The organism is Shewanella sp. ISS20 (genome assembly GCF_056522965.1).
Genome location: NZ_JAWRZK010000001.1, coordinates 2,589,708 through 2,605,808 on the forward strand (window position 1 = coordinate 2,589,708; position 16,101 = coordinate 2,605,808).

General features: G+C 47.0%; 12 protein-coding genes. 7 read left to right on the forward strand and 5 right to left on the reverse strand.

What is annotated here, in order from left to right; all coding sequences use genetic code 11:
- Positions 1-379: 379 nt before the first annotated feature.
- A complete protein-coding gene (nfuA, locus tag AC1HDP_RS11780; protein ID WP_140929979.1) occupies positions 380-958 on the reverse strand; it encodes a Fe-S biogenesis protein NfuA in 579 nt (192 codons plus the stop codon).
- Positions 959-1,171: 213 nt separating this feature from the next.
- Between nfuA and AC1HDP_RS11785 the strand changes: the two genes are divergently transcribed.
- On the forward strand, positions 1,172-3,715 hold the full coding sequence (locus AC1HDP_RS11785) for a M14 family zinc carboxypeptidase (RefSeq protein ID WP_479638912.1): 2,544 nt from the start codon (positions 1,172-1,174) through the stop codon (positions 3,713-3,715).
- Positions 3,716-3,775: 60 nt separating this feature from the next.
- Here the strand turns inward: AC1HDP_RS11785 and AC1HDP_RS11790 are convergent, their stop codons facing one another.
- A complete protein-coding gene (locus AC1HDP_RS11790; RefSeq protein WP_479638913.1) occupies positions 3,776-4,558 on the reverse strand; it encodes a ComF family protein in 783 nt (260 codons plus the stop codon).
- 44 nt (positions 4,559-4,602) lie between these two features.
- Between AC1HDP_RS11790 and bioH the strand changes: the two genes are divergently transcribed.
- Together bioH and AC1HDP_RS11800 are read left to right on the forward strand one after the other, a co-directional pair.
- The gene (gene bioH, locus AC1HDP_RS11795; RefSeq protein ID WP_479638914.1) at positions 4,603-5,400 is read left to right on the forward strand and encodes a pimeloyl-ACP methyl ester esterase BioH; all 798 of its coding nucleotides are present in this window, start codon (positions 4,603-4,605) and stop codon (positions 5,398-5,400) included.
- 58 nt (positions 5,401-5,458) lie between these two features.
- Positions 5,459-5,929 (forward strand): hypothetical protein, encoded by a 471-nt coding sequence (locus tag AC1HDP_RS11800; protein WP_479638915.1) that lies wholly within the window; start codon positions 5,459-5,461, stop codon positions 5,927-5,929.
- A gap of 57 nt (positions 5,930-5,986) precedes the next feature.
- Here AC1HDP_RS11800 and AC1HDP_RS11805 read toward each other — a convergent pair whose 3' ends face one another.
- The 3 genes from AC1HDP_RS11805 to AC1HDP_RS11815 form a co-directional block, all read right to left on the reverse strand.
- Positions 5,987-8,305 (reverse strand): Tex family protein, encoded by a 2,319-nt coding sequence (locus AC1HDP_RS11805; protein WP_479638916.1) that lies wholly within the window; start codon positions 8,303-8,305, stop codon positions 5,987-5,989.
- Between the two features lie 78 nt (positions 8,306-8,383).
- Positions 8,384-8,866 (reverse strand): transcription elongation factor GreB, encoded by a 483-nt coding sequence (gene greB / locus AC1HDP_RS11810; RefSeq protein WP_479638917.1) that lies wholly within the window; start codon positions 8,864-8,866, stop codon positions 8,384-8,386.
- Between the two features lie 397 nt (positions 8,867-9,263).
- The gene (locus AC1HDP_RS11815) at positions 9,264-11,063 is read right to left on the reverse strand and encodes an aryl-sulfate sulfotransferase (RefSeq protein WP_479638918.1); all 1,800 of its coding nucleotides are present in this window, start codon (positions 11,061-11,063) and stop codon (positions 9,264-9,266) included.
- Between the two features lie 258 nt (positions 11,064-11,321).
- Here AC1HDP_RS11815 and AC1HDP_RS11820 point away from each other — a divergent pair, with 258 nt between their 5' ends.
- From AC1HDP_RS11820 to envZ, 4 genes are all read left to right on the forward strand, one after another.
- A complete protein-coding gene (locus AC1HDP_RS11820; protein WP_140929986.1) occupies positions 11,322-12,365 on the forward strand; it encodes an HlyD family secretion protein in 1,044 nt (347 codons plus the stop codon).
- Complete coding sequence (locus tag AC1HDP_RS11825) at positions 12,365-13,882, forward strand: DHA2 family efflux MFS transporter permease subunit (protein WP_479638919.1); 1,518 nt, start codon at positions 12,365-12,367, stop codon at positions 13,880-13,882. The genes AC1HDP_RS11820 and AC1HDP_RS11825 overlap by 1 nt, the downstream gene beginning before the upstream one ends.
- Before the next feature lie 112 nt (positions 13,883-13,994).
- Complete coding sequence (gene ompR, locus AC1HDP_RS11830) at positions 13,995-14,765, forward strand: osmolarity response regulator transcription factor OmpR (RefSeq protein ID WP_479638920.1); 771 nt, start codon at positions 13,995-13,997, stop codon at positions 14,763-14,765.
- Positions 14,762-16,099, forward strand: a complete 1,338-nt coding sequence (gene envZ / locus AC1HDP_RS11835; RefSeq protein ID WP_479638921.1) for a two-component system sensor histidine kinase EnvZ — start codon at positions 14,762-14,764, stop codon at positions 16,097-16,099. Before ompR ends, envZ begins: the two co-directional genes overlap by 4 nt.
- The last annotated feature ends 2 nt before the right edge of the window (positions 16,100-16,101 follow it).

Below are 16,101 nucleotides of genomic sequence, written 5' to 3' on the forward strand. Positions count from 1 at the left end.
TCTACTTGTTAAAGAACGTTGCCTCGCTGGGCCAAGAGTGCGTATTCTACGTATTTTATCTTTAGCGTCAAGTGTTTTTATTTAAATAATCTGCATTTAGTTTTTCTTCGCTACTGGCGATTAAAAAACGCCTTCCTTAATATACCGAGATAAAGCAGCTAAGATAAAACAGAGATAGGTAAGTAAAGGCACTCCTTACATGGACGGTTATCTAACGCATACAAGGTGGATATAAAAAAACCGAGTCCACAATGGGAACTCGGTATTAAGTAATGACTAAATCACTTAGTAACTGCTTACTTATAGTAGGCTAAGCCATTAGTAAGTTAAGTCATCACTTTGGGCTACTTACTTATGTAACCTGATATCAGGCAAGTGATTACTGATAAGAGTGATCGCCATGTTGATGCTCAGTCACGTCGCGCACCCCCGTCAATTCACCAGCAAAGCGCTCTAGCATTTGCTTTTCGATACCATCTTTCAAGGTAACATCAACCATAGAGCAACCATTACAACCACCGCCAAACTGCAGAATAGCCACACCATCGGTGGTGATTTCTACCAGCATAATATTGCCGCCATGGCTGGCAAGCTGTGGATTGATTTCCGATTGGATCATGTATTCAATCCGCTCATTTAACGATGCATCATCGGCCACTTTACGCATTTTGGCGTTAGGAGCTTTTAATGTCAGTTGTGAACCGAGTTGGTCGGTCACAAAGTCGATGCTAGCTTCAGCCAAAAATGGCGCGCTCTTTTCATCAACCATGGCACTAAAACCATTGAATTCTATTTCAACATCATCGGTTTCAACGGCATCGGGTGGGCAATATGACACACCACACTCAGCTGAAGGGGTACCTGGGCTTATCACAAATACCCGAATATGGGTGCCTTCAGGTTGATCGGCCAATAACTTCGCAAAATGTGCCTGGGCGGCATCGGAAATCGTAATCATCTGAATCCTGCTCTACAGGTTAATACCTGAGTGATTTAGTAAGAATTAACTCTATCATACGCTGACTCAAGTCACCTTTGTAGTCCTGACCTGAGATTATCGGCGTATTTTGAGCTATCTGTCGAATAAACACAAATACAACAACACTTGCCACCAAGGTAAACAAACTGTTAATTTGCAATGAATTTGTTATGAGTTCGGGACAATAAAAGCATGCCTATTTTGAGCTGTAAGCCCCTTATCGCATCCCTGCTGTTACTGGCAGCTATGCTCAGTGACGCGCTAGCAGCCAATGAGCCTTGGCAGCAACTGTCGCTGCACCAGCCTGAGCTGCCAAGTCCCGAGGCATTTTTAGGTTACCCCTTAGGCGAGTGGCATTTACGTCACGACCAACTTAATCAGTATTTACAGCAATTAACGGCCGCCAGCCCAAGATTGAGTATCGAGGCCACAGGCCATAGCCACCAGCACAGGCAGCAGCTGTCGTTAATCATCACATCTGCTGCTAACCAAGCCAATTTGGCGCAAATCAAACAGCAACGCCAACAAGTTAAACCAACGGGGGAGCAAGATAAGTTAGTACTGTGGCTTGCCTATTCTATTCATGGCGATGAAGCGAGTGGTGCCCATGCGGCCATGGCATTAAGCTATTACCTGAGCCATAGCCAAGAGCCTTGGGTGCAAGAGTTACTTAATGATGCGGTAATTATTATCACCCCGAGTCAAAACCCAGATGGCATGGATAGATTTGCTACTTGGGCTAATGATAATAAAAGCCAGCAAGCGGTAAGCCATCCTGATGATAGAGAACACAATCAAGTTTGGCCTGGCGGGCGATTTAACCATTATTTAGCCGATCTTAATCGCGACTGGTTGGCGGTATCGCACCCCGAAACCGCGGGGCGTTTAGCGTTATTTCATCGCTGGATGCCGCACTTAGTGGCTGATTTTCATGAGATGGGGCATCACCAAAGTTACTTTTTTCAACCTGGCGTGCCTGAGCGCACTCACCCCCTCACCTCAGCTAACAACCAAACTCTAACCAATCAATTGGCACAATTTCATCGCCAAGCCTTAGATAAGCTCGATCAGCCTTATTTTAGCCGCGAGTCATTTGATGATTTCTATTACGGCAAAGGCTCAACTTATCCTGACATTAATGGCGCCATTGGCATTTTATTTGAGCAAGCGAGCGCGCGCGGTCAGCGTCAACACTCTAGCGATGGCGAAGTGAGCCTAACCATAGCCATAGGCAATCACTTCGCGACCTCAATCTCAAGCTTACAAGGCGCGTTAGCATTGAAAAAATCGCTACTTAGCCATCAGCAAGATTTTTATCAAGGCAAGAAATTTCAGCCACAAGCGAGCTACGCAGGCCGCTTAGTCGGGACCCAAAGTGATAGTTCGCGCTTACAAGCTTTAGGTAAACTGCTGACGCAGCACCACATTCGTTGGCGCTACCTCAGTCAAACCATTGCACTAAACAAGATTCAATTTACGCCTGAGACCAGCATTTTTATTCCTGAGGCGCAGCCGCAAGCAAGCTTAGTCAATGCGCTCTTTGATAAAACCACAGAATTTAAGGATGCCACTTTTTATGATGTCTCAAGCTGGGACATTAGTGCGGCCTTTAACTTAGATGTTGCCGCGACCAGCCTCACCGACAAGCAATTAAGCGCTAGCCCTGCGAGTAAGCCTGTTAGTTTAACTGCAGGCGCTGCGCTCATCATAGATTGGCACTCCCATGCCAGTGCCCAGTTATTAGTTCAATTGCAGCAACTAGGCATTAAAGTTAGGACTAGCAATCAAGCTTTTACGCTCTCAACCAACGCCGGTGATGTAGCCTTTAGCGCTGGCTCGATAATTATTTTTCAAACGCAGCCGTTAATGGATAAAGCCGAGCTCCTTGCCCAAGTGCAGGAGTTAGGCGCGCGCTATTCACTGCCAGTGTATAGCAGCACTAGCTTTGCCAGCATAAAAGGCATAGATCTTGGTAGTGAGAACATTGCCGCCATAGCCAGTGTCACGCCGCTTATCATCAGCGGCCAAGGCACGAATCCAAGTGAAGTGGGTGAATGGTGGTTTTATCTTGATAAGCAACTGGGATTAACTGCGCAGCGCATAGATATCGACAAGCTCAATAACAATAGCCAGATTAACTTATCGGATTTTAGCCATATTATTCTCGCTGATGGTCGCTATCAGGAACTTAAAGCCGATGTCACCACTAAGCTGCAAACCTTTGTGGCTCAAGGCGGAGTTCTCATCGCCAATCAAGGCGCCTTAAGCTGGCTTAAAAGCAAAAATTTGACTCGTGCCAACCTGATTAGTCACGAGCAGTTAGCCTCGCAATTTAACTCCCTAGGCTTAAGTTATAGCGAGCAAGCTAAGCTCGCTGCCAAAAAAAATATTGGTGGCGCCATAGTGACGCTCGAGCTTGATAACAGCCATCCACTTAACTTTGGCATTCAGTCGGCGCAGATCCGCGTGCTTAAAAACCAAGTGCTCGCCATCGAGCCAGGCATAGAACCATTTTTAAGCGCAGCGACTTATAGTGATGACTTACTTTCAAGCGGCTATTTAGCGCCAGAATATCAGCAAAGCTTTGCGGGTATGACGGCATTACGCGTTGAGCAACAAGGCCAAGGCGCCCTAGTGCTATTAACTGATAACTTATTGTTTAGAAATACTTGGCCGCAAAATGAGAAGATTATTGATAACGCCTTATTTATGGTGCCAACCTTTATGACTAAATAGCTGTTACACAATGTAGTGTGCAGTTAAGCCTTTAGAGTTTAGCTAGCAATACTTACCAAGTTAGCGAGCACTTAGCTCAGGGGCTTCGGCGCGAGCAAGACACCAGACTTGCACCAAGATTCCCTCGGCCTCAAGTAGGGTAATAATTTCACGTACAGTTTCACCGGTAGTGACCACATCATCAATCAGCGCCACACTAAACACTGCGGGGCGCTGCTTAAGCATAAAAGCATGCTGCATATTATGGCGACGCTGCCGACCATCTAACCCAGCTTGCGGCAAGGTATCACGCACTCTCACAAGTATGTCAGTGAGCACTGGCAAACCGCTTATTGCTCCAAGCTCAGTTGCAATCACCCGCGCCTGATTAAACCCCCGCGCCTTTAATCGATTAGGATGCAAAGGCACAGGAATTAGTGCTTGCACCGGCCGCACATACCCTAAAGCTAATAAGTGATTAACTCGAATTAACAAGGCTTTGCATAACGGTGGAATGGCCACAAACTGCCGGCGATATTTAATTGCGGCCACCCAAGGGCCAAGTAAGGTGTGATAACTCATGGGCGCGACTATGCGAGCAGGCTGCAAGCGCTGGCAACTCCCGCAAAAATCGCTGTAGCAAGTTAACTCCCTGCCACAGCCTAAGCATGTCTCTTGCTGATATAAACACGCATGTAAGCAAAATCCGCATAAGCCTTTGCCGGGATGGACAATTGCTTGATGACACAAGAGGCAGCGGTTGGGTAAACTGGCAAGCACTGGGGCAACGACAGCGCGCACTAAGCTTGTATGGATGAACTTGTGCCAATACTGGCGCCAATAATAGTGAAGTGATTGTCGCACTGATAACTCCGCCCTCAAACCCCACATAAACCAAGGAATTCGCCGTGACTCTGCCTGTATCTTCCCCGCTTGCCGTCAACATAATAGGTGAAGGCCCAAATCTAGTGTTATTGCACGGCTGGGGAGTCAATAGCGGCGTATTTATGCCCTTAGTGGCGCAATTGTCTCAGTATAAAGTGCATTTAATTGACCTGCCGGGCTTTGGCCATAGCCAGCTCACTAGTAACGAGTTAAATGTGTGGTTAGAACAATTACAAGCCGTGATGCCAAGCAATGCCATTATCTTGGGTTGGTCGTTAGGCGGGTTGCTAGCGAGTTTACTGGTGCATCAACATCCTCAGCATTACCAAGGCTTAATTACCGTGGCGTCATCGCCATGCTTTTTAGCTCAAGCAGAGCAAGATTGGCCGGGGATAAAACCACAAGTGCTGAGCTTGTTTCACCGCCAACTCGAGTTAGATTTATCCCTCACTATCGAGCGCTTCTTAGCCATTCAAGCCATGGGCTCTGCCAGCGCCAAAACCGATATTAAACAGATAAAAGAGCAAGTATTAGCGCGGCCGCTGCCGCAACTGGCGGCGCTTGAAGTGGGACTAGATTGGTTAGCGAGCTTAGATATTCGCGCGCAAAACCAAGAAATTGAACGCCCATGGTTAAGGTTATGGGGCAAACTCGATGGCTTAGTGCCTAAAGGTGTGGTGGATTTAATGCCGCAGCAGCCACAATTTAGTGATCATGTGTTTGATAAAGCCTCCCATGGCCCGTTTATTTCACACCCACAAGAATTTGTGGCGGTGATCCATGAATGGATTAAGCAGTTGCCGGCTAACTCTCAAGGCTAATTGTCTTTATCGGCCGTTTAGGATTATGCTTTAACCAAGACCACAGGCAGGAGGCCTTATGCAGTTGGTAACCCACTATCCTCATGTTCCGCTGTCCACGACTAATGTGGGAACTGAGTTAGCTCGGGTTGATAATCTGCAAAAACCGCCATTACTGCCACCGCAGCAAGCTACCCCATCAGCAGATGAACCGCCGCTTAATCAATATGATAAATCGCCGCAGCCGTTAAGCATTCAAGAAAAACAGCAGCAACAGCAAGGTAAACAAGGCCAGCAAGAACAAGCTAGTGCTCAACAAGCTGTCGCTGTGGCTGAAAAACTGCCACCCAAACGATTTGTCACTAAACCAGCCCTCAGCCGGCGCGACTTAATTAAGCCTGCCAAAACACCAGTGAGCTACTCTGCGAGTCAGTTGGCTCCGCCTAAACTTGCGAGCCATTTAATTCCGTTGGTGCGCCAACATGTGCAGAACACCTATCAGCTTAATCAGGCAAGTCAAGCAGTTAATGAGTTTGATGTGCATGCTTAAGCCATAAAAAAACCGGCAATGCCGGTTTTTTAAAGTGCTCAATAAGCGCAATACATCTTAGTTTTTCTTAAGCTTGGCAAAAGCATCAGCAAAGGCATTACCCATGGCAGCATTAGCTTGCTTAGGCTGTTTTGCCGCTTTTGGCTGACCGCTAGTTTTAGCGCCTGGCTTAGCACCTGGTTTAGAGGTTGGCTTAGCTGCAGTATTGGCTTTTTCATCAAGGCGCATGCTTAAACCAACACGGCGACGCTCAATATCCACTTCCATTACTTTTACTTTAACCACATCACCCGCTTTCACAACGGTGTGCGGATCTGAGACAAACTTATCGGTCAATGACGAAATATGCACTAAACCATCTTGATGAACACCGACATCCACAAAGGCGCCAAAGTTAGTCACGTTAGTGACTACGCCCTCTAAGATCATATCCAGCTTAAGATCTTTAAGCTCTTCCACCCCTTCTTTAAAGTGAGCGGTTTTAAACTCACCGCGCGGATCACGGCCAGGCTTTTCAAGCTCGCTAATGATGTCGCTAATGGTCGGTAAACCAAAGTTTGCCGTCACAAAAGCGTTGGCATCAACTTTTGCCAATAACTCACTGTTGCCAATAAGCTGCTCGACAGGCACTTGATGATGACGGGCGATATTTTCAACCACGCTATAGGTTTCTGGGTGAACCCCGGAAGCATCCAGCGGGTTATTGCCGTGTAAACGCAAGAAACCCGCGGCTTGTTCAAAGGCCTTAGGCCCTAAACGTGGCACCTTAAGTAGCGACTTACGATCGCTAAACTGGCCGTGTTCATCGCGATAGTTCACTAAATTTTTGGCTAAGGTTTTATTCAAACCAGCAACTTGCGCTAATAACGGCGCGGATGCCATGTTAACGTCAACGCCCACATGGTTTACGCAATCTTCAACCACGGCTTCTAGCGAAGCCGATAACTGGCTTTGGCTCACATCATGCTGATATTGACCAACACCAATAGCTTTAGGCTCAATCTTAACTAATTCAGCCAATGGATCTTGCAGGCGACGGGCAATAGATACTGCGCCGCGAATAGTGACATCAAGATCTGGGAATTCTGCAGCGGCCAGTTCTGATGCTGAATACACAGAAGCGCCCGCCTCTGACACCATGATTTTAGTGACGTTAGCGTGAGTTTCTTTCACATAAGCAATCACTTCGGCGGCCAACTTGTCGGTTTCGCGGGAAGCCGTGCCATTACCAATAGCAATCAATTCCACCTTATGCATTTTGACTAAGTTGCCTAAGCTGCGAACCGACTTTTCCCACTGATTTTGTGGCGCATGAGGATGAATAACCGTATGACCCACAAGCTTGCCTGTGTTATCAACAATCGCCACTTTAACGCCTGTGCGCAAGCCAGGATCTAGCCCCATAGTCGCTTTAGCACCAGCCGGTGGTGCCATCAGCAAATCATTAAGATTGCGGGCAAACACTTTAATGGCTTCAGCTTCCGCTTGCTCACGCATGCGGGTAATAAATTCGTTTTCCATTTGCAGCGCGATTTTAATTCGCCATGTGGCAGTAACTACAGTGCGCAGCCAAGTATCCACTTCGCCTTTGCCTAAGTTCAACTGCAAACGATCAAGAATGATGTGCTCACAAATTGCGGCGCCATCACCTTGACTGTCGGCCTGCATGGCTAGCGATAAAGCGCCTTCATTGCGACCGCGCAGCATAGCCAGCGCGCGATGGGATGGCACCTTGCTAATGGCTTCTTGATGTTCAAAGTAATCGCGAAATTTAGCGCCTTCTTTTTCTTTACCAGCCACCATTTGGCTTTTAATCACGGCTTCATGTTGCAAGTGATTACGGATAGTCAGCAGCAGCTCAGCGTCTTCTGCAAAGCGCTCCATCAAAATATAACGTGCGCCTTCAAGCACTGCTTTTTCGTCACTAAAGCCAGCTTCTAGATTGACATAGGCGTGCGCGCGCTCATTAATATCGCCAGCGCGATCTGCAAGCAGACTATCAGCCAGCGGTAGTAAGCCAGCTTCAATAGCAATCTGGCCTTTAGTGCGACGCTTCGGCTTAAACGGCAGGTATAAATCTTCAAGACGCGTCTTACTATCAGCGCTATCAATGGCACTGCGCAGTGCGGCGCTTAACTGCCCTTGGGCTTCAATGCTGGCCAAAATGACCTGACGTCTATCATTTAACTCCCGCAAATAACCTAAGCGTGAATGCAAAGTACGCAGCTGGCTATCATCTAAGCCGCCAGTTGCTTCTTTACGATAACGCGCCACAAAGGGCACAGTCGCGCCATCATCTAATAAGGCGATAGTAGCGAGTACTTGTTGTTCACGAACATTCAGTTCTTGGGCGATTTGTAGAGCAATATTATGCATAGTCAACTTCTGTCATATCTCTTGGGTTAAGCTCAGCGCTAGCGGCACAATACCATAAGCGTGAAACTTAACCGTAAACTAATCAGTAAATGCTTGATATTGGATGGCATTGACATACCAAAGTTTCAAGCCCAAAGGTGTGTTTACTTGCACTTCATCATCGACTTGCTTGCCAATTAAGGCGCGAGCCATAGGCGAGTCGATGGTGATATAACCTAATTTAGTATCGAGCTCATCTTTGCCGACTATGCGGTAACGCACCACATCCCCTTGTTCGTTCTCAAGTTCAATGTAGGCACCAAAAAATACCTTGCCATCTTGCTGGGGGGAATAATCGACAATCTTTAATTCTTCAAGACGCTTCACCAGATAACGAACTCGGCTATCTATTTGTCTTAACAGGCGTTTATTATAAGTGTAATCAGCGTTCTCTGAGCGATCGCCCTGCGCCGCTGCCTCTTGCACTTTTAAGGTGATCTCTGGACGATATTGCTTCCACAGATACTTAAGTTCGGTATCTAAGGCTTGCCAACCCTTGCGAGTAATCAGGTGTGCTTTCATGTTGTTTTGATCTCACTCTCGACCAAGCAGTTTATCTTGTGCTACTCGAGCTATTAAAGCGGAATGTCAGCTGCGGCTAGTTTATACCAATCACTTTAGGAAAGTGAGTAATTCAAATTTATCAGAGTCACAAGACATTTAGTTAGGGGCATTAGCGCGGGAAGTTTTAACGCTGAATAGATAAATATTGAGACAAATAGATTGGGCGATAAAATCGATAGCATTGAAACCTAAGGTGTTAATCTAAGCTCTGGCTCTACGCATAAGGAATAAACGTTATAAAACGCCGTAAATTCAAGGAGGCAATAACCGCAAGCCAAACACTATCCCACCAGCCTAAATCAAAGTGAACTAGGCCAGTGGTAAGTTTTAGTGAGCTTAATTTGGTGCGCTTAGTTTATTTAAGCATTTGTGCAGGATGGATAACTTGAGCGCGATAACCGGTCGCGAACATATCGTGGCTCTTGATATCTATGCGCACTGCAGGTTTGGTTTCACCATATCTATGTTCAACCAAAATAGAGTGCACTTTACCTGTGGTTTCATCGAGCTTCATGTTGCCGTAACCGCCACCTAAACCAAATAAACCTGCTGAGGCAAAGTAACTCATGATGCTGTCTTTATCGGCTTGATATTTAACGATAGAAGTCACTGGCGAATAGCCATCGTAACCTAGCTCATCTTTACCGTATTGCCACACTTGCTCGACTGTCATCTTGTCTTCATCAATCTTATATTCCACCGCGCGCGAATACTTACCAGTGGGGAACATAGGCTGGGCAAGGTGTCGGCCATCGCCATTATCAAATACGGTAAATGTGCCCTTTTCATCAACTTTATAGGCGGTATGCGGGGTATAGACAAAGTCAAACTCGCTGCCAGCACACATGCCGCGCACTGTGCAGTTAATCACTTTGCCACCAGCATCAACTGGGGTTAGCAGCTTAGTGGCTAAGGCGTCATTCCAACCGCGTGATGGACTTAAAATCCATTTAACTTGCTTGTCGCGGCCAATTTTAATCACGGCCGATTGATGGCGCGAGCTAATAATAATGCTGTCATCTTTAGGATCGTAATCGATGGAGTTAACGTGAGCCCAGTTGCGGCCAGTTTCAACGCCATGAATGTCGCCCATAGGGGCAGTGCGCAGATCGCTAGCGGATGATTGCTTGCCAGCTTGAGTAATGTCTATGTTTAAACACACAGCGCCAGCATCTAGCGACAAAAGGGCCGCGTCACGCATAGGATCTAAAATAGTGTTGAGATCCCAGTAGTCCACCAGCTTACCGCTCGCATCCACTTCGATAATCTGATCGCGCACAGTATTAACCATGACACCATCAGCGCGGCGATAGTTTTTAGCCGCCACTCTTAATAAGAAATTACCGTTTTCCACTTGAATGCCTTCATGGGAGGCATCAATAAAGTTACCCGGTAAACGGTGCGATGACACCATGCGACCCATCAAGGTCATTTGCTTCCACGTCTGGCCTTGCACCCATACCATGTTGCCTTCCGCGGTCACGTTCATGCCCATGGCATAACCGGCGCCATCGTAACGGCTAGCATCGTGGGTGGTATAAGGATTCATGTACCAGCGAATATCGCCAGCGGTATCAATGATAAAGAAGCCGGGCTTTCCGTCCCACGAAAATGCGCCAGGCGCGGTGGGATTATTGTGCATTAATGGCGCGGCCTTACCGTCTGGGTTAGTCCAGTTGACGAAATATAATCTGTCTTTAAAGTCAGCATCGACCTGCTTAACGTCAACTGAGGGCGCTTTGGCCCACTGGCTTTCAGAAAAGCCCATATCAACATCTGGGGTCATCAAGCGATAATCGTGCTGCTTAGCTTCACCATTTTCTTGCCAGCTAATAGTGAATTTATTGTAATGATCTGGGTATAAACCAAAGATCGGCACGCCACCTTCATCCAGCACGCGCATATCGGCCACAGCATAGGAAATATCTACGCCTTGCTCGCCTTTCTTATGCACTTTAACGTTAACGTCCGAAATATGATGACCATCTAAGGTCACTAAAGCGGTTAATGGGGCATTTTCATAAGGGTTATGAATAATATAACCAAGAGGCGCACCTGCCACTGGCATAGGTCGCATTCCGGTTGATGAAGCCAGCGCTATTGATGAAGAACCTGCTGATACTACTACCCATACCAGCGCTAATTTTTTCCACATAACTTCTTCCCTCCTGAAAATTCGGCACCAGTATAAATAGCCTCCTACAGGAAAAAACCTTAGAGACCGAACAAGGGGCGGTGGCTCACAATTTCTGCGAAAAATTGCCCTTAAGAGTGAGTTTATAGCGCCAAATCAGCGGTTGAAATTATGTTAATCTTCAAGGATTTTGGGCCAATGTTGCCAAAAATTAACTCCTAAACTAGGCTGATATTTGCTATTTCTACGCTCAGATAGCTTAAAAATTTAGGGATCATCATGCCAACTACCAACGACAATTCCGCCGACAGTGCTAGCGCGAGCTCCAATAAAGGACGCAACTTGTTCGTATTAGTTGTCATCATCCTTGCCTTTATCGCCGCGGGTTACTTTTATATCCAACATCAAAAAACCTACCCATCCACAGATGATGCTTATATTCACGCCAATATCTTATATGTGGCGCCACAATTAAGCGGCAAAATCCAAGCTGTGGATGTGCAAGATTATCAGCAAGTCAATAAAGGCGATTTACTGGTACAAATCGATCCTGCGCCGTTTGAAGCTCAATTGGCGCAAGCCAAAGCGGTATACGAGATTGCCGCGCAAAATAATAAAGCGACCGATGACGCCATTCTTGCCGCCAGCGCCAACGTCCGCGCGGCCGATGCCAATCTGACTGATGTTCAAAAGAATTATCGCCGTACCATAGACTTAGTAAACCAAGCCTTACTGCCCCAACAAGATGCTGACAATGCTAAAGCTCAGCTTGCGAGTGCCCAAACTAATCTTGAGGCGGCACGCGCTAAAATGAGCCAATTAATCACTCAGCAAGGCGCTAAGGGCGATGAAGCGCCGCAAGTTAAGCAAGCGGCAGCGGCCTTAAGCCAAGCCACGCTCAATTTGTCTTATACCAATATTATGGCGCCCCATGATGGCTATTTAGGCGATGTGTCTGTACGCCCTGGCAGCGTGGTTTCCCCTGGTTTATCTATGATGCCACTGGTGGAATCAGACACTTTTTGGGTTGAAGCTAACTATAAAGAATCCACAGTTGGGCTATTAACCGTGGGCATGCCGGCCAATATCGTGGTGGATATGTACCCAGATGTGACCTATCAAGGGGTGATAGAAGCTATTTCACCTGCCAGTGGCTCATCGTTCTCATTACTGCCCCCTGAAAATGCCACAGGTAACTGGGTGAAAGTGCCGCAGCGCTTCCCGGTTAAAATTAAGTTCCTCTCGTTGGCCGATAAACCCGCGCTGCGCGCTGGGGCGAGCGCCACTGTGACTGTTGATACCTTAGCTGTAGCGGCCAAGTAATGAGTGCTGACACTGCCAGTACCGTATTACCCAAAAACACTCGCACTATGGTGACTTTGGCCGTGATGCTTTCGGCCATCATGGTACTGCTCGACATGACCATCGCCAACGTCGCGCTGCCGCAAATGATGGGCGCCCTCGGCGTGACCTCAGAGCAAGTGACTTGGGTACTCACCTCTTACTCCATGGCTGAAGCCATTTTTATTCCGATTGCCAGTTATTTATCGCTAAAAATTGGCTTGCGCCGGCTGTTACTCGTTTCAGTATCAGGCTTTGTGATTAGCTCAGCCTTGTGCGGCCAAGCCGACTCACTCGCAGAAATGGTGATATTTAGGATAATGCAGGGCGCGTTTGGCGCGTCGGTCATCCCCTTATCGCAATCTATCATGGTGCAAATTTACCCAGCCAATGAGCGCGGTAAAGCCATGGCACTCTTTAGCGTTGGCGTATTACTTGGCCCGATTTTAGGGCCGACACTTGGCGGCATCATCACAGAGAACATGGATTGGCGCTGGATTTTCTATGTCAACTTACCCATAGGTATCTTGTGTTTATCCCTATTGTATTTCTTCGTTAAACTTGATGGCCGCGGTAAAACCAGCGTCGATTGGCCGTTAGTGTTTGGTATGGCTATCGGCATAGGTTTGCTGCAAATGGTGTTAGACAGAGGCAATGAAGAAGGTTGGTTCAGCTCGAATCTAATTCTGTTTGCCACCATCATAAGCGTGTGCGCGTGGATTTTCTTTTTGGCAAGATCCTGGCTCACTAAAGGCGTAATAGCGCCCATGTGGCTACTTAAAGATCGCAACTTAGCAGTGTCATGCTTGTTAATGGCGGGCTTCTCTATGGGCATGTTTGGCATCACTCAGTTGCAACCTATGATGCTTGAGCAATTGCTCAACTATCCAGTTGAGGCCACAGGCTTTGTCATGGCGCCGCGCGGACTCACCTCAGCCATAGTGTTATTAGCCTTAGCGCGTTATATGGATAAACTCGATCCGCGTATGCTAATTGCCATAGGCTTATTACTCAATGCCTTAGGCACCTTCTTTATGATGCAGTATTCCATGGAAATTGATCTGCATTGGATATTATTGCCCTCTATCATTCAAGGCGCTGGCATGGGCTTAGTCTTTGCGCCGTTAAGTCAGCTGGCGTATGCCACCTTAAGCAAAAACGATACTGTCAGCGGCGCCGTGGTATTTAACCTTTGTCGCACCTTAGGCGGCTCTTTTGGTATTTCCATTGTAAACACCTACTTTAGCCGCACCCAGCAAGAGCAATGGCATAGCTTAGGCGCCGAGTTATCACCGACGAATCCCCTATTGCAACAAGCGGCGATGGCGCAACATAGCAGTATTATTGACCCAAGCTTTATTGCTCAAATCACCCAATTGCTGCAACAACAATCAACCTTGTTAGCCTTTGTTTATACCTTCGGTTTTATTATGTTTTCATACTTGGCCTTAGTGCCGTTATTGATGCTATTTAAACGTAAAAAACAGGCCAGCGCTTAATGGCAGCCTTAGGGCTGCCAAGTTAATTCAAACAGATTGCGTAATTTTCTTTCCAGTATTGGTACTTAACTCCTAGTGTCTGTATATTTGCAGCATTATGAGTTCGCTTTGTGTGGCACACTATTTGCCAAGCGGTTACACCAATATGGGTACTATCATGGGACAAGAAACATCTAAAATTTTGATCGTTGATGATGACATGCGCCTGCGTGGGTTATTAGAACGCTATTTATTAGAGCAAGGTTTTCAAGTGCGTAGCGCCGCCAACGCCGAACAGATGAATCGTTTATTGGCCCGCGAAAATTTTCATTTAATGGTTTTAGATCTCATGCTGCCGGGCGAAGATGGATTATCTATTTGTCGCCGTTTACGCCAGCAAGGCAATAACTTACCTATCGTTATGCTCACCGCCAAGGGCGATGAAGTTGACCGCATTATCGGCCTAGAATTAGGCGCCGATGACTACCTGCCCAAGCCATTTAATCCACGTGAATTGCTGGCGCGGATTAATGCCGTAATGCGCCGGCGTGTACAAGATGTTCCGGGCGCGCCGACCCAGCAAGAAGAGCTGGTCACCTTTGGCGAATTTACCTTGAATCTCGCGACCCGCGAAATGTTCCAAGGCGAAACCAATATTCCGCTCACTAGTGGTGAATTTGCCGTGCTTAAAGTGCTAGTTAAGCATCAGCGTGAACCATTATCCCGCGATAAACTGATGAACTTGGCGCGCGGGCGTGATTATTCTGCGCTAGAGCGCTCCATTGACGTGCAAGTATCGCGGCTGCGCCGTCTTATCGAAGTGGATCCGACCAGCCCAAGATACATACAGACTGTCTGGGGTCTAGGTTATGTGTTCGTTCCTGACGGCAGCAAAACCAAATGAGTTTAGCTAAATTACGGCGCTGGCTGCCCCGCAGCGCTTTTAGCCAAATATTTGTATTGATAGCCTTTTTGCTGCTAATCAATCAAGTAGTGTCTTATATCACGGTCGCGGTTTATTTTATTAAACCTAGCTATCAGCAAATCAATCAATTGATTGCTCGCCAAGTCCATATGCTGTTTGCCGAAGGGGTCGAGATTGGCCGCGAAAACTTAACCTTGACCGATGCTCTCAATGCCAAGGTCAAAGATAATGGCATGCAGATTTATAACCAAAAAGATGCTGTACTGTCCGGTGTCGATAAAGCCACTTCTTATCAGCTCCTATCCGCGCAAATGTCAGAATACTTAGGCGGTGAAGCCGAAGTGCGTGTCGCCCAAGGGCGCTCGTTTCAAATCTGGATCAAGCCGCCACAAGCTCCTTCAGTATGGATTAAGGTGCCCTTATCTGACTTTAATGAGTTAGAGCTGTCGCCCTTATTACTGTATTTAATTGTGATTGGCGGCCTCAGTGTCTTTGGCGGTTGGTGGTTTGCCCGCCAGCAAAATCGGCCGCTAAGGCGCTTACAAAAAGCCGCTATTTCAGTATCTAAAGGGCGCTTTCCTGAAACTCTGCCGTTAAGTGGCTCCACTGAATTGATTGAAGTGACCAACGCCTTTAACCACATGGCGCAAAGCATGCGCCAGCTAGAGCAAGATAGAGCCTTGTTAATGGCGGGGATTTCCCATGATTTGCGCACGCCCCTTACCCGTATTCGGCTGGCAAGTGAAATGATGGTTGACGAAGATCAATATCTTAAAGATGGCATAGTCAATGACATCGAAGATATGGACGCCATTATCGATCAATTTATTTCCTACGTGCGCCAAGACTTAGCGGTCAAACGCGAAGCGCATTCTATCAATCGTTTATTGGAAGATGTGGCTGCGGCGGAAGCGGGTCGAATACACATTGAGCTTAAGCTCTCGCCTTGCCAAGACGTACCCATGAATGACATAGCCATTAAGCGGGTGATTGCCAACTTAGTTGAAAACGCCATTAAATATGGCAATGGTTGGGTCAAAATAGAATCGCGCCAGCTTGATGATGCCATTGAATTTACTATCGAAGATAATGGCGGCGGCATAGCCAATAGCGATATCCCTAAGCTATTTGAACCTTTTACTCGCGGCGATAGCGCGCGCAGTAACACCACAGGTTCAGGCCTAGGTTTGGCCATTATCAAACGTATTATTGATATTCATAATGGCCAAGTGGAACTCAGTAATCGTGAGCATGGCGGCTTATTGGCTAAAATCCATTTACCGCTCAGTCAAACTCAATATATTGACGATTGATT

What these genes read in the sequence shown, in the direction of transcription:
- AC1HDP_RS11800 (WP_479638915.1), top strand. Translation starts at nt 5,459, where the DNA reads ATGCAGTTGGTAACCCACTATCCTCATGTTCCGCTGTCCACGACTAAT.
- AC1HDP_RS11815 (WP_479638918.1), bottom strand. Translation starts at nt 11,063, where the DNA reads ATGTGGAAAAAATTAGCGCTGGTATGGGTAGTAGTATCAGCAGGTTCT.
- AC1HDP_RS11820 (WP_140929986.1), top strand. Translation starts at nt 11,322, where the DNA reads ATGCCAACTACCAACGACAATTCCGCCGACAGTGCTAGCGCGAGCTCC.
- envZ (WP_479638921.1), top strand. Translation starts at nt 14,762, where the DNA reads ATGAGTTTAGCTAAATTACGGCGCTGGCTGCCCCGCAGCGCTTTTAGC.
- AC1HDP_RS11805 (WP_479638916.1), bottom strand. Translation starts at nt 8,305, where the DNA reads ATGCATAATATTGCTCTACAAATCGCCCAAGAACTGAATGTTCGTGAA.
- AC1HDP_RS11825 (WP_479638919.1), top strand. Translation starts at nt 12,365, where the DNA reads ATGAGTGCTGACACTGCCAGTACCGTATTACCCAAAAACACTCGCACT.
- nfuA (WP_140929979.1), bottom strand. Translation starts at nt 958, where the DNA reads ATGATTACGATTTCCGATGCCGCCCAGGCACATTTTGCGAAGTTATTG.
- AC1HDP_RS11785 (WP_479638912.1), top strand. Translation starts at nt 1,172, where the DNA reads ATGCCTATTTTGAGCTGTAAGCCCCTTATCGCATCCCTGCTGTTACTG.
- greB (WP_479638917.1), bottom strand. Translation starts at nt 8,866, where the DNA reads ATGAAAGCACACCTGATTACTCGCAAGGGTTGGCAAGCCTTAGATACC.